Consider the following 16,841-nt stretch of genomic DNA (forward strand, 5'->3'; position numbering starts at 1 on the left):
CCCGGCATCCGCCGAGAGGATCGCCTTGCCCAACGCCGCCCAAGAACCGCTATTGTCGGCCACCGCAATCGCCAAGAGCTTCGGCGGCGTGCAGGCGCTGCGCGGCGTGGATTTCGACGTGATTCCGGGCGAGATTCACGCTCTGCTTGGCCAGAACGGCGCCGGCAAGTCGACGCTCGTCAAGATCCTCAACGGCGTGCATCCGGCCGGCTCTCATGCTGGCACCATCAAGCTCGACGGCAGGCCCGTCAGCTTCGCTTCGCCCGCCGACGCGCGGTCGAACGGTGTCGGCTATGTGCCGCAGGAGATCGAAGTGCTCGAGCAGCTCTCGGTCGCCGAGAATGTCTTTGCCGGCCGCACGGGGTTGGGCGACGGCCTCATGGTCCACCAGCGGAAACTGGAACAGAGGGCGGGCGAGATTTTTGCCGAGCTTGGCATCGGCATCGATCCCAGGGCCTATGTCGCATCGCTGACTTCGGCGCAGCGACATCTGGTGATGATTGCCCGCGCCATCGTCATGAAGCCGCGCGTGCTCATGCTGGACGAGCCGACCGCCTCGCTTTCCGGCACCGAGGTCGATGCGCTCTTCAGCGTGCTGCGACGCCTCAAGGCGCAAGGTGTGGCGATGATCTACATCACCCATCGGCTGCCGGAAGTGCTGGCCATCTGTGACCGCGCCACGGTGCTGCGCGACGGACAGGTGGCGGTGCGCATCGCGAGGGAGGATTTCGACGCCGAGACCTTCATCTTCTCGATGTCGGGACAACGATTGCAGCGGCTGTTTCCCGAGCATGCGGCCCCTGCCGGAGCCCCGACCGCGCTGGAGGTTCGCGATCTGACCGTCGCCGGCCATAGCGGCGCCGTCCACGGCGCCAAGGACATCAATCTGTCGGTGGCCGCTGGCGAGATCGTCGGGCTTGCAGGCCTGCTTGGCTCCGGCCGCAGCGAGATCCTGCACGGCATCTACGGCCGCGTCCCGGCCACGGGCGAAATCCGCGTCGCCGGCGAGTCCCTGCCGATCAGATCGCCAGGCGACGCCCGTGCCGCCGGCATCGCGCTTCTGACCGAGGACCGCAAGCGCGACGGCCTGCTGTTCAATCTGCCGGTCGGCGCCAACATCACCATCGGCAATCTCGCCCCCTTGTCGCGGCGCGGCGTCGTGCGCGGCGGGCTTGAACGCAGCTCCATCCTGGCCGCCATGCGCGCGCTCAACGTCAAGGCATCGTCGCCGCAGGCTTCGGTCAGCCATCTTTCGGGCGGCAACCAGCAAAAACTTCTGTTCGCCCGCGTGCTGATGCGCGCGCCGAAAGTGCTGCTGCTCGACGAGCCGACCAAGGGCGTCGACGCGGCAACCCGGCACGAAATCTACCGGCTCGTGGTCGACCTTGCCGAAAAGGGCGTGGGCCTGCTGATCGTGGCCTCCGAGCTCGAGGAGTTGATTGGTCTTTGCGACCGTTGCCTCGTCGTTGCCGATGGCCGCATCGTCGACGAATTCAGACGCGGCGAAGGCGGCGAGGATCGCGTGCTGCGTTCGGTGACCACGGCGCAAGCAGAACGCCACGCTTCGCAGGTGCAGGTATTGCCATGATGTTCGCCGGCAAACGCGTTCTGGTTACCGGCGCGGCCACCGGCATCGGCCGGGCGACGGCCGAGCATCTCGTCGCTCAGGGCGCGGCCGTGTTCGGCGTCGGGCTGGATGCCGAGGAGGGCAAGGCGCTTGCCGGCCGTTACGCTGGCGACAAATTGATCTTTCGCGAGACTGATGCCACCCGCGAAATCGAGGTGCGAGCGGCCGTGGCGGAGGCGACGGAGCGGTTCGGCGGGCTTGACGCCGTCGTCAACTGCGCCGGCATCTATCCGACCGGCAAGCGGCTCGAGGAGCTTTCCGACGAAGACTGGGAAAGGACCATTGCCGTCAACCTGACCGCTATCTTCCGTGTCTGCCGCGCGACCTTGCCGCTGCTGCGCGCGGCTGGCGGCGGCTCGATCGTCAACATCGCCTCGGTGCACGCCGATGCCACGGTTCCCGGCGTGCCAGCCTATGCGGCGACAAAGGCGGCGGTCGTTGGATTGTCGCGACAGATGGCGCTCGACTATGCCGTCGACCGCATCCGCGTCAACGCCGTGCTTGTCGGCTCGGTCGCCACCCGAATGACACTGAACGGGCTGGAGGCGGCCGGCGGCGCGGAAGCGCTGGGCCTCTCTTTCGAACCCAACAGGATCGCCCGCATCGCCAACCCCTCCGAGATCGCCAGCGCCGTCGGCTTCCTGATCTCGGACGCCTCGTCCTTCGTCACCGGCAGCGCCATGCAGGTGGATGGCGGTCTCCTGGCCCGGCTGCTCTAAGCTGCCCCGGGTGTAAGTGCGAACGGCATGAACGAGACGCCGCCCGCCGCGCTTTCGCCGGGCGCAAGCACGATCACGCCTTCATCCGGATCGCTCCATCGGCCACGGCCGAAAGCGCCCGAGGCATTCGTCTGCGGTTCCAGGCAGAAATAGGGCTTGGTCGGGTCGGCATAGAGCATCAGATGCTTGAAGACGGGATCGGCGGCGATCCGCAATCCGGCGCCGCGCGACGGAAAGCGGATGATCGCCTCGCCGGTCCAGCCGCCGTAGTCATTGTTGCGCCAACCGTCGGGCAGCGGCCCGCCCTTCGCGAAATCCAGTTCGGGCGGCAGCGTGATCGGATCGCCCGAAACGCCTTCGGGCTCTTCGAGATGGAAGCGCCGGGCGCTGAATTGCAGCGTCACGCCGCGATCTCGATCGAACCACGGATGCAGGCCAAAGCCGAACGGCATGGGAACCGGCCCTGCGTTGGTCAGCGTCATGGTGACGCCGAGACCCTCCTCCGAGACGGCGAAGGCCTGCTCGGCGCGATAGGAATAGGGTTCCGCGCCGGCGGCGACCTCAAGCACCAGCGTGGCCGCGGCGGCACCGCATCCGGTGACGGTCCATGGCTGTTTCCAGCCGCTGCCATGCACGTTGAATGTCTCGGGCAGATTGTTGGGCAGAACCCGCCAGCGCCTTGCCCCGAAGTCGAATTCGTTCCCGGCGATGCGGTTGGCGTAGGGCACCATCGGGAACATGGCGACGCCCAGCACGTTGCCCGCATCGCGGTCGTCATCCGAAAGCCGGCGCATGAGATCGACGCCGCGCCAGCGCATCGCGCTGACGCTGCCGCCGATTGCCGGTGCCAGTTCGACGTCCAGCGCCCCTGCCCTCAGTGTCAGCGCCTCAGAAGTTGCGCCCATAGCCCGCCGCCCAGCCGCCATCGACGCCCAGCATCTGCCCGGTGGTGTAGCTGTTCAACGGATCGCAGAAGAACAGCACCGCGGCGACCGCTTCCTCGATGCTGCCGGCGCGGCCGACCGGGGTGTGGCTAAGCATCGCCTTGTCGCCCGAAATGAAGGCGTCGTCCTCGACCGCGCCGAAGCCAACCGCATTGACCAGGATTTTCGGCCCGAATTCCATGGCCAGGGCACGCATCCCAGCAAGGATCGACGCGTTCTCCATGGAAAAGCGCGGATGGCGACGCATCGGCATGCCGGCGATCGCCGAGATCAGGAAGACGATGCGGCCGCCGCGCTCGGTCATTGCCGCCGCGGCCTTGCGCGCGTCGGCATACAGGGAGCGCGGATCTTCGGCTTTCGTTCCCGGGCGTAACGGACACGAGATCAGCAGGATATCGGCGGCGGCGCGCGTCGGGGCGCCCTCGACGATACGACCGCCATTGGCGCGCAATGCGGCGAGCACCGCGTCGACGATCGCATTGGTTTCGCCGTCCAGCGCGATCGTGGCGCCGGCAAGATCGATTTCCATGGCGGCGCTCACATCATGTATCCCGCTGTCCAGCCGCCATCGACGGCCAGCACCTGGCCGTTGATGTAGCTGGCGGCCGGAGAAGCCAGGAACAGCACCGCTTCGGCGATCTCCTCCGGCTGGGCCGGTCGGCCGAGCGGCACATGGGCGAGGAACTCCTGGGTGCGCCCGGCGAACTTGCCGTCGTCCCCGTAGAACAGCTTGGCGGTCAGCGCAGTCATCACCGAGCCGGGCGCGACCGCATTGGTAAGGATCCCTTTGGCGCCCAGTTCGATCGCCATCGACCGCGTCAGATGCACGATGGCGGCCTTGGCGGCGACGAACGGGCTTTGCAGGCGCATCGCGGCAAGGCCGACGACCGAAGCGATGTTGACGATACGTCCACCCCTCCCGGCCGCAAGCATCGGCGCCAATGCGGCGCGGCTCATGATGTAGAGGCCGTCGAGGTCGATGCCGGTGATGCGATCCCACTCCTCGGCAGGAAATTCGTCTATGGTGACGCGGTGCGCCAAGGTATTGACGCCGGCATTGTTGACCAGGATGTCGAGCCGTCCGTACTGCTCGCAAACCCTGGCGATCGCGGCATCGACCGATTGGCCGTCGCGAATATCGAGCGCGCAGGCCTTCGCATTGCACAGTCCGGCCGCGACGCGCTCGGCGCCTGCCATGTCGATGTCCGCGACGACAACCGCGGCCCCGTTATCCGAAAGCCGTTTGGCGATGGCACTTCCGATTGCGCCCGCCGCCCCGGTAACCAAGGCGACCCGATCCGATAAGTTACACCGCATTGCTCGCCGTCATCATCACCCTTCGATATGAAGCTATTATAATAATATCAAAGGTCAAGGAAGTCCCAAAACGGAGCCGATGATATCGGATTTCCTTGGATGACCAGAGCCATTTCAGCCTCGGCACGATCTGCCGACGGAAGCCGCGCGGATCTAGCAAAGCGCTACCGCGCCGGTCGATCGCCTCGAAGGGTCCCAATTGAGCGGCGCTAGCCGTCCGCCAGCGCCGTCACCTCACGCCGGAAAGGCAGCGCGTCACCGATATCGGCTTCGTCCAGCTCGCGGGCGAAGCGATGGCCGGCATAGGTAGCCCAGGCGATCGGTCCCGGCGCTTCCGCATCGCCGATGACCTTGACCGAACGGATGCCATTGTTGGCCCACTCGTTTTCCCGGGCTTTCAGCGCGTGCCAGACGGCGTCGTCCTGATTGCGCGACGTCACCAGGACGACGGCATCGGCGGCCATGTCCTGTTTCGCGCCGGTATAGACGCAGGCCGTCGCGAGGCCGCCCGAAACGATGCTCGTGACGGTCCTGTTGAGGACGATATCGACCCCCAACTCCGCCAGGCGGCGGTGGATGGCCCCCTGCTCCAGCGTGTTGCGGGTCCAGTCCGAGACATAGGCCGAAGGGGTTACCAGGGTCACTTTCGCGCCCTGGCGCGCCATCAGCTCGGCCAGCACGCCGCCCATGTAATAGTGGTCGTCGTCGAACAGCACGACGTTGCCGGAGGGCACCTTGCCGCCCATCAGATCGTCGGGCGTGTAGACCGGCATTGCGGCGTCGATCGGCATCGGCACGACATGGGCGCGTGCCACGCCGTCGCGCCGCCAGGACGATCCGGTGGCGATGGCGACGTTCTGGAAGCCGAAGGACAGGATGTCGTCCGCCGACAGCCGGCTCTCGAAATAGATGTCTACATTCGGCATCTGGCTGAGCTGGTACTGCCGGTAGTCGCGCACCCGGCCCCAGGCCGACAGGCCCGGCAGCAGGCACTCGCGCGCCACGCGGCCGCCAAGCTCGGTGCCAGCCTCGGCCAAAGCCACCTGGTAGCCGCGCAGGCCGAGCGCGCGGGCGGCCTCCAGTCCGGCGGGCCCGGCGCCGACGATCAGCACGCTGTCGCTGTCGCCCTTTGCCTGTATGCGCTCCGGATGCCAGCCCTTGCGCCATTCCTCCATGAAGGTCGGGTTCTGCGTGCAGCGCGAGATCGACATCGTCATGTCGCCGGTGATGCAGATGTTGCAGCCGATGCATTCGCGGATATCCTCGATGCGGCCTTCCTCGACCTTCCTCGGCAGGAAGGGATCGGCGATCGACGGGCGGGCGCAGCCGATGAAGTCGAGCGTGCCCGACTTGATCATCCTGACCATGACATCCGGCGAGGTGAAGCGGCCGACACCGACGACCGGCTTCGAGGTCAGCTTCTTGATGCCGGAGACGAGGCTTTCCTGCGCCGCCTCTTCCTTGAAGCGCGACGGTCCCGAGCAATCCTCCCAGGCGCCGTGGGCGAGATCCCAGAGATCAGGCAGCTCGGCATGCATCTCGATCATGTCGCGGACTTCCGAATTGGCGAAGCCAAGCTCGCCGATCATCTCGTCGAGCGACAGCCTGAGCGTCAGGCCGCACGTGTCGCCGATCGCGTCGCGCCCTTCCTCGATCAGTTCGCGCATCAGCCGCGAGCGGTTTTCCAGCGAGCCGCCATATTCGTCGCTGCGCTGGTTGGTGGCAGTGGACAGGAAGTGCTGGATGATGCCGAAGCCGTGCGCGCCGTAGAGGCAGACCAAATCGAAGCCTGCCTGCTTTGCGCGTTTGAAGGCGTTGCGGTGCCAGCGGCGCAGATCGCGAATATCCTCTCTGTCCATCGCGCGCGCCTGCACCGGATCGTTGGTGAAGGTGCGGATCGGCAAGGCCGACGGCCCGCGCGGGACCTCCTTGGTGTAGAGATTGGGGCCGTTGATGCCGGAATAGGCGAGTTGGACGCCGGCCAGCGCGCCATATTCGTGCATCGCCTTGGCCATCTTGGCCAAGGCCGGAATATCGGCGTCGTCCCAGAGCCTGAGCTCGATGAAGGGCGTGATCTCGGAGGTGTGGTGCATCTCCGTCTGCTCGGTGAAGATGACACCCCAGCCACCTTCGGATTTCATCCGGCGCATCTCGGCAGCGGCCGACGGATCGCGATAACCGCCGCCATTGCAATGGGGGACCTGGTAGAAGCGGTTCTTGGCCGTCACCGGACCGATCTTCATCGGCTCGAACAGAATGTCGTAGCGTGGGTCGCGCATGGTGCTTCCTTCCTGTCGGCTTGGCGCTGCCGCAGTTGCCGAGACTACTCATAAGTTGGCGCCGGCGCGGGAAAACTATGGATTTCTTCTGTGCGGATTAGGACGCGCCTAATCGCCTTGCATGGATTAGCCTGCGATGAATCGGGGCTGAGCCAAATGCGACTTCAGGACCGCTACGGCGCGATGTAAACAGCCGGCTGCGGCAACGGAACAAGAGATATGGACAGCACCAGGATCCTCGAAAAGCTGATTGCCTTCCCGACGGTGAGCCGCGACTCGAACCTCGACCTCATCGGCTATGCGGCGGAGCTGCTCGGAGCGAGCGGCATCGCCAGCCAGATCATCCACAGCGCGGACGGCCACAAGGCCAATCTCTTTGCTACCATCGGACCGGCCGACAAGCCCGGCATCATGCTGTCCGGCCATACCGACGTCGTTCCCGTCGACGGCCAGAACTGGATCCTGCCGCCATTCGCGATGACCGAGCGCGACGGCAAGCTTTTCGGGCGCGGCGCGGCGGACATGAAGGGTTTCGTGGCCTCGGCTCTCGCGGCCTGTCTCAAGGCCCGGAAGATGGCGCTGGGCACGCCCTTGCATCTGGCGCTCTCCTACGACGAGGAAGTCGGATGTCTCGGCGTGCGCGACCTGATCGAGATGCTGAGTGCAGCGCCCCAGCGGCCGCTGCTGTGCATCGTCGGCGAGCCGACCAACATGCAGGTGGCGACCGGGCACAAGGGCAAGCTTGCGGCGCGCGCTCTCTGCAAGGGACGCGAAGGCCATTCTGCGCTCGCCCCGCTGGCGCTCAACGCCATCCATCTCGGTTGTGATTTCGTGCGGGCCCTGCGCGACGAACAGGATCGGCTGGCCCGCGACGGCGCTCGCGACGGCGACTACGACATTCCCTACACGACCGTGCATGTCGGCAAGATCAATGCCGGCGTGGCGCTCAACATCGTGCCCAACCTTTGCCAGGTCGATTTCGAGATCCGCAACGTCGCCGCCGACGATGCCGCCGGCATTCTCGACAGGCTGCGCAGTGCTGCGGCGCGCATTGCCGCCGACGCCGCTTCGATCGCGCCCGAAGCGGCGATCGACATCGAGATCACCAACACCTATCCGGGTCTCGACACGCCGGCCGCTTCGGAAGCCGTCGCCTTCGTCAAATCGCTGACCGGCGCCAATAGCACCATGAAGGTCGCTTTCGGCACGGAAGGCGGCTTGTTCAGCCGCGATCTCGGCACGCCCGCCGTCGTCTGCGGACCGGGCTCGATGGCGCAGGGGCACAAGCCGGACGAGTTCGTCAGCGTCGAACAGCTGCGGCGTTGCGACGAGATGCTGGAGAGGCTGCTGTCACGGCTCGTCGACGGCTGGCCGTGATGTCGCTCACTTGACGATGCGTTCGGTGCCGAAGACGCCCTGCTCGACCACGAAGCGGCGGCAGTGGTCGATGAAGGCCTGCACCGTCAGCGTGCGGTGCTCGGCGTTCGGCAGCGCGATTCCCATGGTCAGCGGCCGGAGGTCCCCCAGCAAGGGCACGAAGACCAGCAGCTTGCCGTCCGGCGACATGGTGTTGAGCGGCCGCATATTGGCGATGCCGTAGCCGAAGCCATTGGCCACCATCGAACGCATCACGGCGATATCGCCAGTGCGCTCGACGATCCTGGGCCGCAGGCCTTGGAACGCCGAGAGGAAGTATTCGCGGCTATAGGGCAGATCGAGCAGCACCATCGGCTCGTCGACCAGTTCCTCGGGCGTGATGCCCGCCCTCGCGGCCAGGCGATGCGCGGCCGGCAGCATGACATAGGCCGGCAGCTGCATCAGCGGCTCGAACGTCATGTCCTGCGACAATTCGAGATCGTAGGTCAGTGCTGCGTCTATTTCGCCACGCTGCAGCATCTCGAACAACTGCCCCTGGTTGCGCTCGAACTGCCTGACGCGCACATCCGGAAAGGCGTCCTCGAATTTCCGGCGCAGCGCCGGCAGCACGATCTGCGCGAAGGTCAGCAGGCAGCCGATCGCCAGCGGTCCGCGCACTTTTTCCGCGATATCGCCGGCAATGTCATGCAGCGCATCCGCATCGTTGAGCAGCCGCGCGGCTTCCTTGAGGAACAGGCGCCCGCCCGCCGTCAGCGCCAGGGCATGCGAGTGCTTGCGCACGAAGAGCTGGACGCCGAACTCCGCTTCGAGCTGGGCGATCGACGCCGAGATCGACGGCGGAGAGACATTCACCTGCTCGGCTGCCTTGGCAATCGAACCCGCCTCGCCGACGGCGACGAAGTACTCGAGTTGTCTGAGTGTGAAGCGGAGCGGCATGGTCCTATGTTGCCGGTTTGCACCCGGTGATCAAGGTCACGGTCCTCAGTACTTGATCCAGGTGGTTTTCAGCGCCGTGTATTTGTCGAGCGCGTGCAGCGACAGGTCGCGACCGAAGCCGGACTGCTTGAAGCCGCCGAAGGGTGTCATCGGGCTCAGCGCATCGACGGTGTTCACCGAAACCGTGCCCACCCGCAGTCTTTCCGCGATGCGGTGTGCCCGCGACAGGCTGTCGGTCCAAAGCGATGCCGCCAGCCCGTAGACGCTGTCATTGGCAATCCGGAGCGCCTCGTCTTCGGTGTCGAAGGCGATGACAGACAGCACCGGGCCGAATATCTCGTCGCGGGCAAGCGGATCCTCGGGCGCAACATTGTCGAAGATGGTGGGCTGCACGAAGCTGCCGCGCCCGTCGACCGAGATCCGGCCGCCGCCCGTGACCAACCGGGCCGACTTCCTGCCGCCATCGATGAAGCGCATGACGGTCGCGGTGTGCCGCGCGTCGACCATCGCCCCCATCCTGGATGCCGGATCGAGTGGGTCGCCGGGTTGCGTCGCCGCTGCGCGCTCGGCCAGCTTCTCGACCAGCGCATCCTTGATGCCGCGCTCCACCAGAAGCCGGGAATTGGCCGAGCACACCTGGCCCTGGTTGAAGAAGATGCCGAAGGCGGCCATGTCGGCCGCAGCGTCCAGGTCCGCGCAATCGGCGAACACCAGATTGGGGCTCTTGCCGCCGGTCTCCAGCCAGACCTGCTTCATGTTCGACTGGCCGGAATATTGCAGGAACAGCTTGCCCACGGCGGTCGACCCGGTGAAGGCGAGGCAATCGACGTCCATATGGCGGCCAAGCGCCTGGCCGGCGGTCTCGCCGAGGCCGGGCACCACATTGAGCACGCCGGCGGGCAAGCCCGCCTGCATGGCGAGCTCCGCCAGCCTGAGCGCCGAGAAAGGCGATTGCTCGGCCGGCTTCAGCACCACCGAATTGCCTGCCGCCAGCGCCGGCGCGCATTTCCAGGTCGCCATGTCGAGGGGGAAATTCCATGGCACCACGGCACCCACGACGCCAAGCGGCTCGCGTCGTACCAGCGCCAAGTCGCCATGGCCGGTCGGCGCCACCTCGTCATAGACCTTGTCGATCGCTTCGCCATACCACTGGAAGATCGCCGCCGAGCCCGGCACGTCGATGGTGGCCGCGTCCTTGACCAGCTTGCCCATATCCAGCGATTCCAGCAGCGCGAGCTCCGGCAGGTTCTCGCGCAGCAGCTCCGCCAGCCTGAGCAGTACCTGCTTGCGATGCGCGGGGGCCGTTCGCGACCACACGCCGGCCTCGAAGCTGCGCCGGGCCGCGGCGACGGCCAGATCGATGTCTTCTTCTCCGCAGGAGGCGACCTCGGCGAGCGTCGCTCCCGTGGCCGGATTGATGCTGGCAAAGGTTCGGCCGGAGCGCGCCGGCACCGCCTTGCCGTCGATGAAGGCTTTGTCGCGAAAGCGGATCGCCGACGCCTTGCCGATCCATTCCTTATGGCTGAGTTCGCTCATGCTGACTCCAGACTGCCGGTACTACTCGTCACCGGGAACGCCATAGCTCGGCGCGCCGGACGGGTTGAGGGCGCGGGTCACGTAGGCATCGAGTTGGGGCTTGTAGATGTCCCACAGCCCTGCCAGCTGCTCGATCGGGCAGTCCTCGGTCCAGTCACAACGCAGGTCGGCGACGGGCCAGGAAACATCGCGCACCAGCTTCATACCGGCGGAGCGGACTGGCCCCGCCTCGCCGCCAGCTTTGAGCGCGGCGCGCATCGTGGCGATCAGCCGATCGCCGAGATCGCCTTCCGAGGCAAGGAAGGCCTCGACCATGGCGCGCGGGACGCCGTCGTTTGCAAGCAGGTTGCCGCCGCAGGCCACGTCCTCGCCGCGCGCCTCGGCCCAGATGCCGAGCGCTTTCGGCCCGGAGTGGATCACGCTGACGCCCGCGGCGTCGACAGCCAGTATCTGCCGGTATTCGATAAAAGCGCCCGTGCGCTTCAGGATCGCGACGGCCTCCGTGGCCGAGGCGCCGCGCGCCATCAACTCCAGCGCCCGTGGCCCGAGCGTCGGGTCGGTGACGTTCTGACTGGCGACCGCGCCGACGCCGGCCTGCGCGTAGGCGCAACGCGCCGCGACCGCCGGAGACGACGAGGACACCGCGACGCCGAACATGCCTGTGCGCCTGCAGCGCGCGACGATGGAAAAGGTCATGGCGTTCAGTCCGGGATGACGGCGGTGCCGTCGATCTCAACCAGCCATTCCGGCCGCGCCAGGGCCGACACGACCAGCCCGGTCGAAACCGGATGGACGCCCTTGATGTACTCGCCCATCGTCCGGTAGACGGCTTCGCGATGGCGGACGTCGGTGATGTAGATAACCACCTTCACCAGATGCTCCATCGTGCCGCCGCATTCCTCGATGAGCTGCCTGATGTTCTGCATGACCTTGTGGGTCTGTTCGACCGGATCGTGGCTGTCGATGTTCTTCGCCGTATCGAGGTCCTGCGGGCACTGCCCACGCAGATAGACGGTCCGGCCGCCACGCGTGACGACCGCCTGGCAGAGATCATTGTCGAGCTTCTGCTCGGGATAGGTGTCCTTGGTGTTGAATTTGCGAATTCGCGTATGCGCCATCTTGGTCTCCATAAGGGTCGGGCTCGCAGCTTTGGTCAGGCGTCCACGGGCTCGCGGGTCGCGGCGGCGTGATAGGCCAGATATTTGCGCTGCGTCGAAATACGGTCGGCCACATGCTTGGCATCGTGCCAGACGCCCCATATGAAGCTCGACCCTCTTCGCGACTGCCAGGGCAGTCCCAGGAAGTAGATCCCGGGCTCGACCGAGACGCCTCGCTGATGCCTTGGCCGGCCCTTCTCGTCGAAAGCGTCGACCTTCAGCCAGCTGTAATCGACGGCAAAGCCCGTTGCCCAGATGATCGTCGCGACCCCGGCCTCGGCCAGGTCGAGTTCGCGAATCGGATTGGTCACGCAGTCCGGATCGGGGTCGATCTTGCGCAGAGCGGGTTCTTCCGGAAGGTCGAGACCGTTGCGGGCAACATAGGCGTCGGCTTCGTCCAGCAACGACATCAGATTGGCGTCGCCGCGGGCAATGTTCTTTGCAAGGTCCGGCGCGAAGGTCATCACGCCGTCCTGGTATGTCTTTGTCATACCGACAAGCGTAAGCCCCCGCGCGGCCAGGCGGCGGAAATCAATCGTCTCGCCGCCGCGAGCGCCGCTGACCGCGATCGTGACATGTTCCGTGCCGGATCCCGGGGTTTCCAGGTCCCATTTGCCGAGAACGCCCAGCCACCAGCAGAAGTCGCGGCCGCGATAGGCGCGCGGCGGGCGATCGTGCGGGCCGACCGAGAGATAGACGCGCCTGCCTGAGCGCTGCAACTCGTCGGCAATCTGCACGCCCGAGGATCCCGCGCCGACCACCAGCACCGCACCCTTTGGCAGTTGCGCCGGGTTGCGGTAGGCGCTGGAGTGGATTTGCAGGATGCCGGCATCCGCAGGAACGACGGGCGGGATGACGGGGACCTGAAAAGGTCCGGTCGCGGCAACAATGCTGTTGGCTTCGATCACGCCATCCGACGTCTCGACGCGAAATCCCGGACGACCGACATTTCTCTGCACGAGCTTGACCTCCACGCCACAGCGGATCGGCGCGTTGATCTGCTTTGCATAGGCGACGAAATAGTCGGCGACCTCCTCCTTGGAAGGAAAGCCATCGGGGCCAGTCACGGGAAACTCCATGCCCGGAAACCGGTCATGCCAGGCCGGACCGTTGGCGACCAGGGAGTCCCACCGCTGCGAGCGCCAGCGTTCGGCGATCCGGCCGCGTTCGAGGACAAGATGAGGCACTCCGCATTTGCTCAGGTGCTCGCTCATCGCCACCCCGGCCTGGCCGCCGCCGACGACGAGCGTGTCTACCTTCTCAACCGACATATCCACGTCTCTTTCGATAGGGCTTTCGCCGCTGCGATGGAGGTCCGGTTTGCTTTTAGTGACGGGCTGGCGGGGCGAAAATTATGATTTCATGTGTCAGTGCTTAGCTTATCCCTAAACGCTGGAACGGGATCGCCGAGGGGCATCCAATTCCCGCCTCCGGACATCGGGAAAAGCTTAGGCGGACCCTAAGCACGGGTGCTGGAAAAAGTAATTCTTGCGCCTTGGGTTTGGTGGTTCCCTGCGTCACCCGCATCGGAGCGACGACCGCTGAGAGTGAGATGGCGCGAGAGACCCTTTATACAAACGGCGCGCTATACACGGTCGATGCGGCGAATCCCGTTGCTGAGGCGATGCTGGTTCGCGGCGACCGCATCGTTGCTGTCGGCTCTTGGTCCTCCGTCAGGGCGCAGGCTTCCGCGAATGCCGAAATCGTCGATCTCCAGGGTCGGTTCGCAATGCCGGCCTTCATCGACTCCCATGTCCATTTTGCCTGGGGGAGCAAATATCTCGATGAAGTACGGTTGCGCGAGGCAAACACCTTTGGCGACGTCCTCGCCCGGTTGAAGGCCTATTCGCAAACCCATCCCGACCGCGCATGGATCGTGGGCAGCGAATTCAGTTACGGCTACTCCGATCTCCCCGAAGGCGGCTTCCACAAATCGCTGCTCGATCGGGTTGTTGCCGATCGCCCGGTTTTCTTCCGCTCCGGCATGGCGCACGCGGCCTGGGTGAACAGCAAGGCGCTGGAACTTGCCGGCATCACAAGGGACACGCCCGACTCCGAAGGTGGCGAGATCGTGAGAGATGCGAACGGCGAGCCGACCGGGTGGTTGAAGGAGAAAGCGTGGTCCCAGTTTGAAACTTTGGTCCCCCAATCCTCGAAATCCGATATGCGAGCGGCGCTGCTCTCCGCCATCAAGGAAGCAAGCCGTTTGGGACTGTCGCGGGTTCAAAGCGCCGGGATGGACGACGAAGCGGTCCCCTTGCTGGCAGAGATATTCGCGAATGGCGAGCTAAGCCTGCGGTTCACGCTTTCGAGCATTGCAAACCCGGATTCGAACCTCGACGAGGTGATTGCGCGCGTGTCCGGATGGAGGGGTGACCTCGACCCTGACTTTCTCGACGGGCGCGTCGTCAAATTCTTCCTGGACGGCGTGCTGGAATCCCACACCGGCTTCATGCCCCAGGGCTATGCCGACAAACCGGGCGAAACCGGAACATGCCTTTGGAAGGTATCGGCCTACAACGCGGCCGTCAGCCATGCGCAGCAGGAAGGATTTCAGGTCTGGACACACGCGATCGGGACGGGCGCCATCGAAATGGCCCTCGACGCCTATGCCGCGGATGGGGAACGCTCGCGGCAGCGCCGGCCGCGGGTAGAGCATTGCGAAATACCCGCCGCGCGCGACATCGAGCGTTTTGGCGAGATAGGAGCGATAGCCAGCTTCCAGCCCGCCATGATCTATCCACGAGACCAATGGCTCGGGATGGAAGGGCTTTGGGAAATGCGTGTCGGCTCCGGATCTCTTCCGCGGGCCTTTCCGGTTCGCTCCATCCTCGAGGCCGCGGGCGCCGTCGCGTTCGGAACTGACTGGCCCATCGTCGACCTCAATCCACTCGTCGGCATTCGCAATGCGGTGTTGCGCCAGAGCCGGGACCACCAGCCGGAAGGCGGCTGGGTCCCTGAGCAGAGGATCAGCGTCGCGCAGGCGGTTCATGCCTATACGCTGGGGGCGGCCTTTGCCTGCCACCGGGAAAACGACGAGGGCAGTTTGGCGGCGGGAAAGCTCGCCGACTTCATCGTCCTTTCCGATGATCCGCTGCAGGTCGAGCCGGACAGAATCGCGGACATCAAGGTGCTGAAAACGATCGTCGGCGGCAGATCGGTCTGGGACGAACCGGCGGCTTGAGGCCGCGTCTTGGGGGTTGGATGGAAGCGGCTGAATTTGACTACATCGTCGTCGGCGCGGGTTCGGCCGGTTGCGTGGTCGCCAATCGGCTGAGCGCCGATCCGTCGGTCAAAGTGTGCCTGATCGAGGCCGGCGGCAGCGACAACAGCCTGCGGGTCAAGGTGCCGGCGGGCATCCTCTCGCTCTACGGCAACCCGGCCTACGACTATTGTTTCGTCGGGGTCCCGCAGCCTGAGCTCAACAACCGCCGCATTCCGGTCAATCGCGGCAAGGCGCTGGGTGGATCGAGCTCGATCAACTCGATGGTCTATATTCGCGGCGCGGCCGATGACTATGACGAATGGGCAGGACTCGGCTGCGCCGGCTGGGCCTATCGCGACGTGCTGCCGGTGTTCAGGAAACTGGAGCGCAATCTGCTCGGACAGGACCCGCGCTATCATGGCGACGACGGCGAATTGCTGGTCGACAATCCGCGTGATCCGAACGTGCTTTCCAGCATGTTCGTCAAGGCCGGCAGGAACGCCGGCCTGCCCGCCAACGCGGACTTCAATGCCGAAAGCCAGTTCGGCCTCGGCATCTACAACGTCACGCAAGATAGGGGTCAGCGCTTCAGCAGCTTCAGTGCCTTCATGCGCCCAGTGCTCGACCGCAGGAACCTGACGCTGCTCAGCCAATGCGAGGTGATCGACCTCGTCATTGCCGAAGGCCGCGCCACGGCAATGCGCGTGCGGCACGAGGGCCAGCAGAAGACGCTCTCCGCAAACCGCGAGATCGTGCTCTCGGCCGGCGCCATCAATTCGCCCAAGATCCTGATGGCGTCCGGCATCGGCCCCGCAGCCGAGCTCCGGCAGATCGGCATCACGCCGGTTCTTGATCTGCCGGGTGTCGGCAAGAACCTGCAGGACCATGTCGACGGCATGATCACGGTGCGCTCCAGGAGCACCAGGACGCTCGGCTTGTCGATCGCCAACCTGCCCCGTATCGCGGCGGCACCCTTCCAGTATTTCGCGCGCCGCAAGGGTATGCTCACCACCAACTATGTCGAAGCCGGCGGCTTCGCGAAGACCAGGCACGCGAACGGCTTTCCCGACATCCAGTTCCACTTCGTGCCCGGCTATCGCAGCCATCGCGGCAGGCTGATCGAATACGGCCACGGCTACGCCATTCACACCTGCGTGCTTCGGCCGAAAAGCGTGGGCGAGATCAGGCTGTCGCGCGACAGTTCCCGCCGCGACGTCCTGATCGACCACCGCTTCTTCACGCATGAAGACGACGCCATGGTGCTGGTCGAAGGCATCAAGATCGCGCGCCAGATTTTTGCCTCGCCCGAGTTCGACGCGGTGCGCGGCAAGGAGATGCTGCCGGGCAAGGATGTCCGCAGCGACAACGAGATCCTCGCCTATCTGCGCGCCGAGGCGCTGACGGTTTATCACCCCGTCGGAACCTGCAAGATGGGAACCGACGATATGGCTGTCGTCGATCCGGCGACGCTCAAGGTGCGCGGCGTGGACGGGCTGCGGATCGCCGATGCCTCGGTCATGCCGAAGCTGATCGGCGGCAACACCAACGCGCCAAGCATGATGATCGGGCAGAAGGCTTCGGAGATGATCCTCGGCTCGGCGCATCGCGGCCAAAGGTAGAAGATCGCCTCGGCCTTTGACGTTTGAGGGCAGTTCAGCGTTTGCACGCAGGACTGCCCCCAACTGTTTGTGATTGCTTGAGATTGCTCTTAAAGCGCGTCACGCGCTTAAGTCTCTGTCTATGG

Annotated in this window: 14 protein-coding genes; 5 read left to right on the plus strand and 9 right to left on the minus strand. The window is 65.1% G+C overall.

Features of this window, described 5'->3' with window-relative positions:
- Nucleotides 1-52: 52 nt before the first annotated feature.
- Together FJ414_RS00625 and FJ414_RS00630 are read left to right on the plus strand one after the other, a co-directional pair.
- Nucleotides 53-1,588, plus strand: a complete 1,536-nt coding sequence (locus FJ414_RS00625) for a sugar ABC transporter ATP-binding protein (protein ID WP_246672259.1) — start codon at nucleotides 53-55, stop codon at nucleotides 1,586-1,588.
- Nucleotides 1,588-2,346 (plus strand): SDR family NAD(P)-dependent oxidoreductase, encoded by a 759-nt coding sequence (locus FJ414_RS00630; protein WP_246672260.1) that lies wholly within the window; start codon nucleotides 1,588-1,590, stop codon nucleotides 2,344-2,346. Before FJ414_RS00625 ends, FJ414_RS00630 begins: the two co-directional genes overlap by 1 nt.
- Here FJ414_RS00630 and FJ414_RS00635 read toward each other — a convergent pair.
- From FJ414_RS00635 to FJ414_RS00650, 4 genes are all read right to left on the minus strand, one after another.
- Complete coding sequence (locus FJ414_RS00635; protein WP_140640261.1) at nucleotides 2,343-3,251, minus strand: aldose 1-epimerase; 909 nt, start codon at nucleotides 3,249-3,251, stop codon at nucleotides 2,343-2,345. The two genes, FJ414_RS00630 and FJ414_RS00635, sit on opposite strands and share 4 nt — an antisense overlap.
- Nucleotides 3,235-3,831, minus strand: a complete 597-nt coding sequence (locus tag FJ414_RS00640; protein ID WP_246672261.1) for an SDR family oxidoreductase — start codon at nucleotides 3,829-3,831, stop codon at nucleotides 3,235-3,237. The genes FJ414_RS00635 and FJ414_RS00640 overlap by 17 nt, the downstream gene beginning before the upstream one ends.
- Nucleotides 3,828-4,607 carry an SDR family NAD(P)-dependent oxidoreductase gene (locus FJ414_RS00645; RefSeq protein ID WP_140640263.1) on the minus strand — a complete coding sequence of 260 codons (780 nt, stop codon included), beginning with the start codon at nucleotides 4,605-4,607 and terminating at the stop codon, nucleotides 3,828-3,830. Before FJ414_RS00645 ends, FJ414_RS00640 begins: the two co-directional genes overlap by 4 nt.
- Nucleotides 4,608-4,816: 209 nt before the next feature.
- The gene (locus FJ414_RS00650) at nucleotides 4,817-6,886 is read right to left on the minus strand and encodes an NAD(P)-binding protein (RefSeq protein WP_140640265.1); all 2,070 of its coding nucleotides are present in this window, start codon (nucleotides 6,884-6,886) and stop codon (nucleotides 4,817-4,819) included.
- A 219-nt stretch (nucleotides 6,887-7,105) separates the two neighbouring features.
- On the opposite strand from FJ414_RS00650, the gene argE reads away from it, so the two are divergent.
- Nucleotides 7,106-8,263 carry an acetylornithine deacetylase gene (gene argE / locus FJ414_RS00655; protein ID WP_140640267.1) on the plus strand — a complete coding sequence of 386 codons (1,158 nt, stop codon included), beginning with the start codon at nucleotides 7,106-7,108 and terminating at the stop codon, nucleotides 8,261-8,263.
- A gap of 6 nt (nucleotides 8,264-8,269) precedes the next feature.
- On the opposite strand, the gene FJ414_RS00660 is transcribed toward argE, so the two are convergent.
- From FJ414_RS00660 to FJ414_RS00680, 5 genes are read right to left on the minus strand one after another with little or no spacing between them, the layout of a single operon-like run.
- A complete protein-coding gene (locus tag FJ414_RS00660) occupies nucleotides 8,270-9,199 on the minus strand; it encodes a LysR family transcriptional regulator (RefSeq protein ID WP_140640269.1) in 930 nt (309 codons plus the stop codon).
- Nucleotides 9,200-9,244: 45 nt separating this feature from the next.
- Nucleotides 9,245-10,735: an aldehyde dehydrogenase gene (locus FJ414_RS00665; RefSeq protein WP_140640271.1), complete on the minus strand. Its 1,491-nt coding sequence runs from the start codon at nucleotides 10,733-10,735 to the stop codon at nucleotides 9,245-9,247.
- A gap of 21 nt (nucleotides 10,736-10,756) precedes the next feature.
- Nucleotides 10,757-11,431: a DUF1028 domain-containing protein gene (locus FJ414_RS00670; protein ID WP_140640273.1), complete on the minus strand. Its 675-nt coding sequence runs from the start codon at nucleotides 11,429-11,431 to the stop codon at nucleotides 10,757-10,759.
- Between the two features lie 5 nt (nucleotides 11,432-11,436).
- The gene (locus tag FJ414_RS00675) at nucleotides 11,437-11,853 is read right to left on the minus strand and encodes a RidA family protein (protein WP_140640275.1); all 417 of its coding nucleotides are present in this window, start codon (nucleotides 11,851-11,853) and stop codon (nucleotides 11,437-11,439) included.
- Between the two features lie 35 nt (nucleotides 11,854-11,888).
- Nucleotides 11,889-13,163 carry an NAD(P)/FAD-dependent oxidoreductase gene (locus tag FJ414_RS00680; RefSeq protein WP_140640277.1) on the minus strand — a complete coding sequence of 425 codons (1,275 nt, stop codon included), beginning with the start codon at nucleotides 13,161-13,163 and terminating at the stop codon, nucleotides 11,889-11,891.
- A 281-nt stretch (nucleotides 13,164-13,444) separates the two neighbouring features.
- Between FJ414_RS00680 and FJ414_RS00685 the strand changes: the two genes are divergently transcribed.
- A complete protein-coding gene (locus FJ414_RS00685; RefSeq protein WP_140640279.1) occupies nucleotides 13,445-15,076 on the plus strand; it encodes an amidohydrolase in 1,632 nt (543 codons plus the stop codon).
- Nucleotides 15,077-15,096: 20 nt separating this feature from the next.
- Nucleotides 15,097-16,716, plus strand: a complete 1,620-nt coding sequence (locus FJ414_RS00690) for a GMC family oxidoreductase N-terminal domain-containing protein (RefSeq protein WP_140640281.1) — start codon at nucleotides 15,097-15,099, stop codon at nucleotides 16,714-16,716.
- Nucleotides 16,717-16,841 lie beyond the last annotated feature (125 nt).

Source organism: Mesorhizobium sp. B3-1-6 (genome assembly GCF_006439555.1).
Lineage (GTDB): Bacteria > Pseudomonadota > Alphaproteobacteria > Rhizobiales > Rhizobiaceae > Mesorhizobium.

Excerpts from the sequence above, each read along its gene's own strand:
- FJ414_RS00630 (WP_246672260.1), top strand. The coding sequence starts at position 1,588 with ATGTTCGCCGGCAAACGCGTTCTGGTTACCGGCGCGGCCACCGGCATC.
- FJ414_RS00635 (WP_140640261.1), bottom strand. The coding sequence starts at position 3,251 with ATGGGCGCAACTTCTGAGGCGCTGACACTGAGGGCAGGGGCGCTGGAC.
- FJ414_RS00645 (WP_140640263.1), bottom strand. The coding sequence starts at position 4,607 with ATGCGGTGTAACTTATCGGATCGGGTCGCCTTGGTTACCGGGGCGGCG.
- FJ414_RS00650 (WP_140640265.1), bottom strand. The coding sequence starts at position 6,886 with ATGCGCGACCCACGCTACGACATTCTGTTCGAGCCGATGAAGATCGGT.
- argE (WP_140640267.1), top strand. The coding sequence starts at position 7,106 with ATGGACAGCACCAGGATCCTCGAAAAGCTGATTGCCTTCCCGACGGTG.
- FJ414_RS00660 (WP_140640269.1), bottom strand. The coding sequence starts at position 9,199 with ATGCCGCTCCGCTTCACACTCAGACAACTCGAGTACTTCGTCGCCGTC.
- FJ414_RS00665 (WP_140640271.1), bottom strand. The coding sequence starts at position 10,735 with ATGAGCGAACTCAGCCATAAGGAATGGATCGGCAAGGCGTCGGCGATC.
- FJ414_RS00670 (WP_140640273.1), bottom strand. The coding sequence starts at position 11,431 with ATGACCTTTTCCATCGTCGCGCGCTGCAGGCGCACAGGCATGTTCGGC.
- FJ414_RS00675 (WP_140640275.1), bottom strand. The coding sequence starts at position 11,853 with ATGGCGCATACGCGAATTCGCAAATTCAACACCAAGGACACCTATCCC.
- FJ414_RS00680 (WP_140640277.1), bottom strand. The coding sequence starts at position 13,163 with ATGTCGGTTGAGAAGGTAGACACGCTCGTCGTCGGCGGCGGCCAGGCC.
- FJ414_RS00685 (WP_140640279.1), top strand. The coding sequence starts at position 13,445 with ATGGCGCGAGAGACCCTTTATACAAACGGCGCGCTATACACGGTCGAT.
- FJ414_RS00690 (WP_140640281.1), top strand. The coding sequence starts at position 15,097 with ATGGAAGCGGCTGAATTTGACTACATCGTCGTCGGCGCGGGTTCGGCC.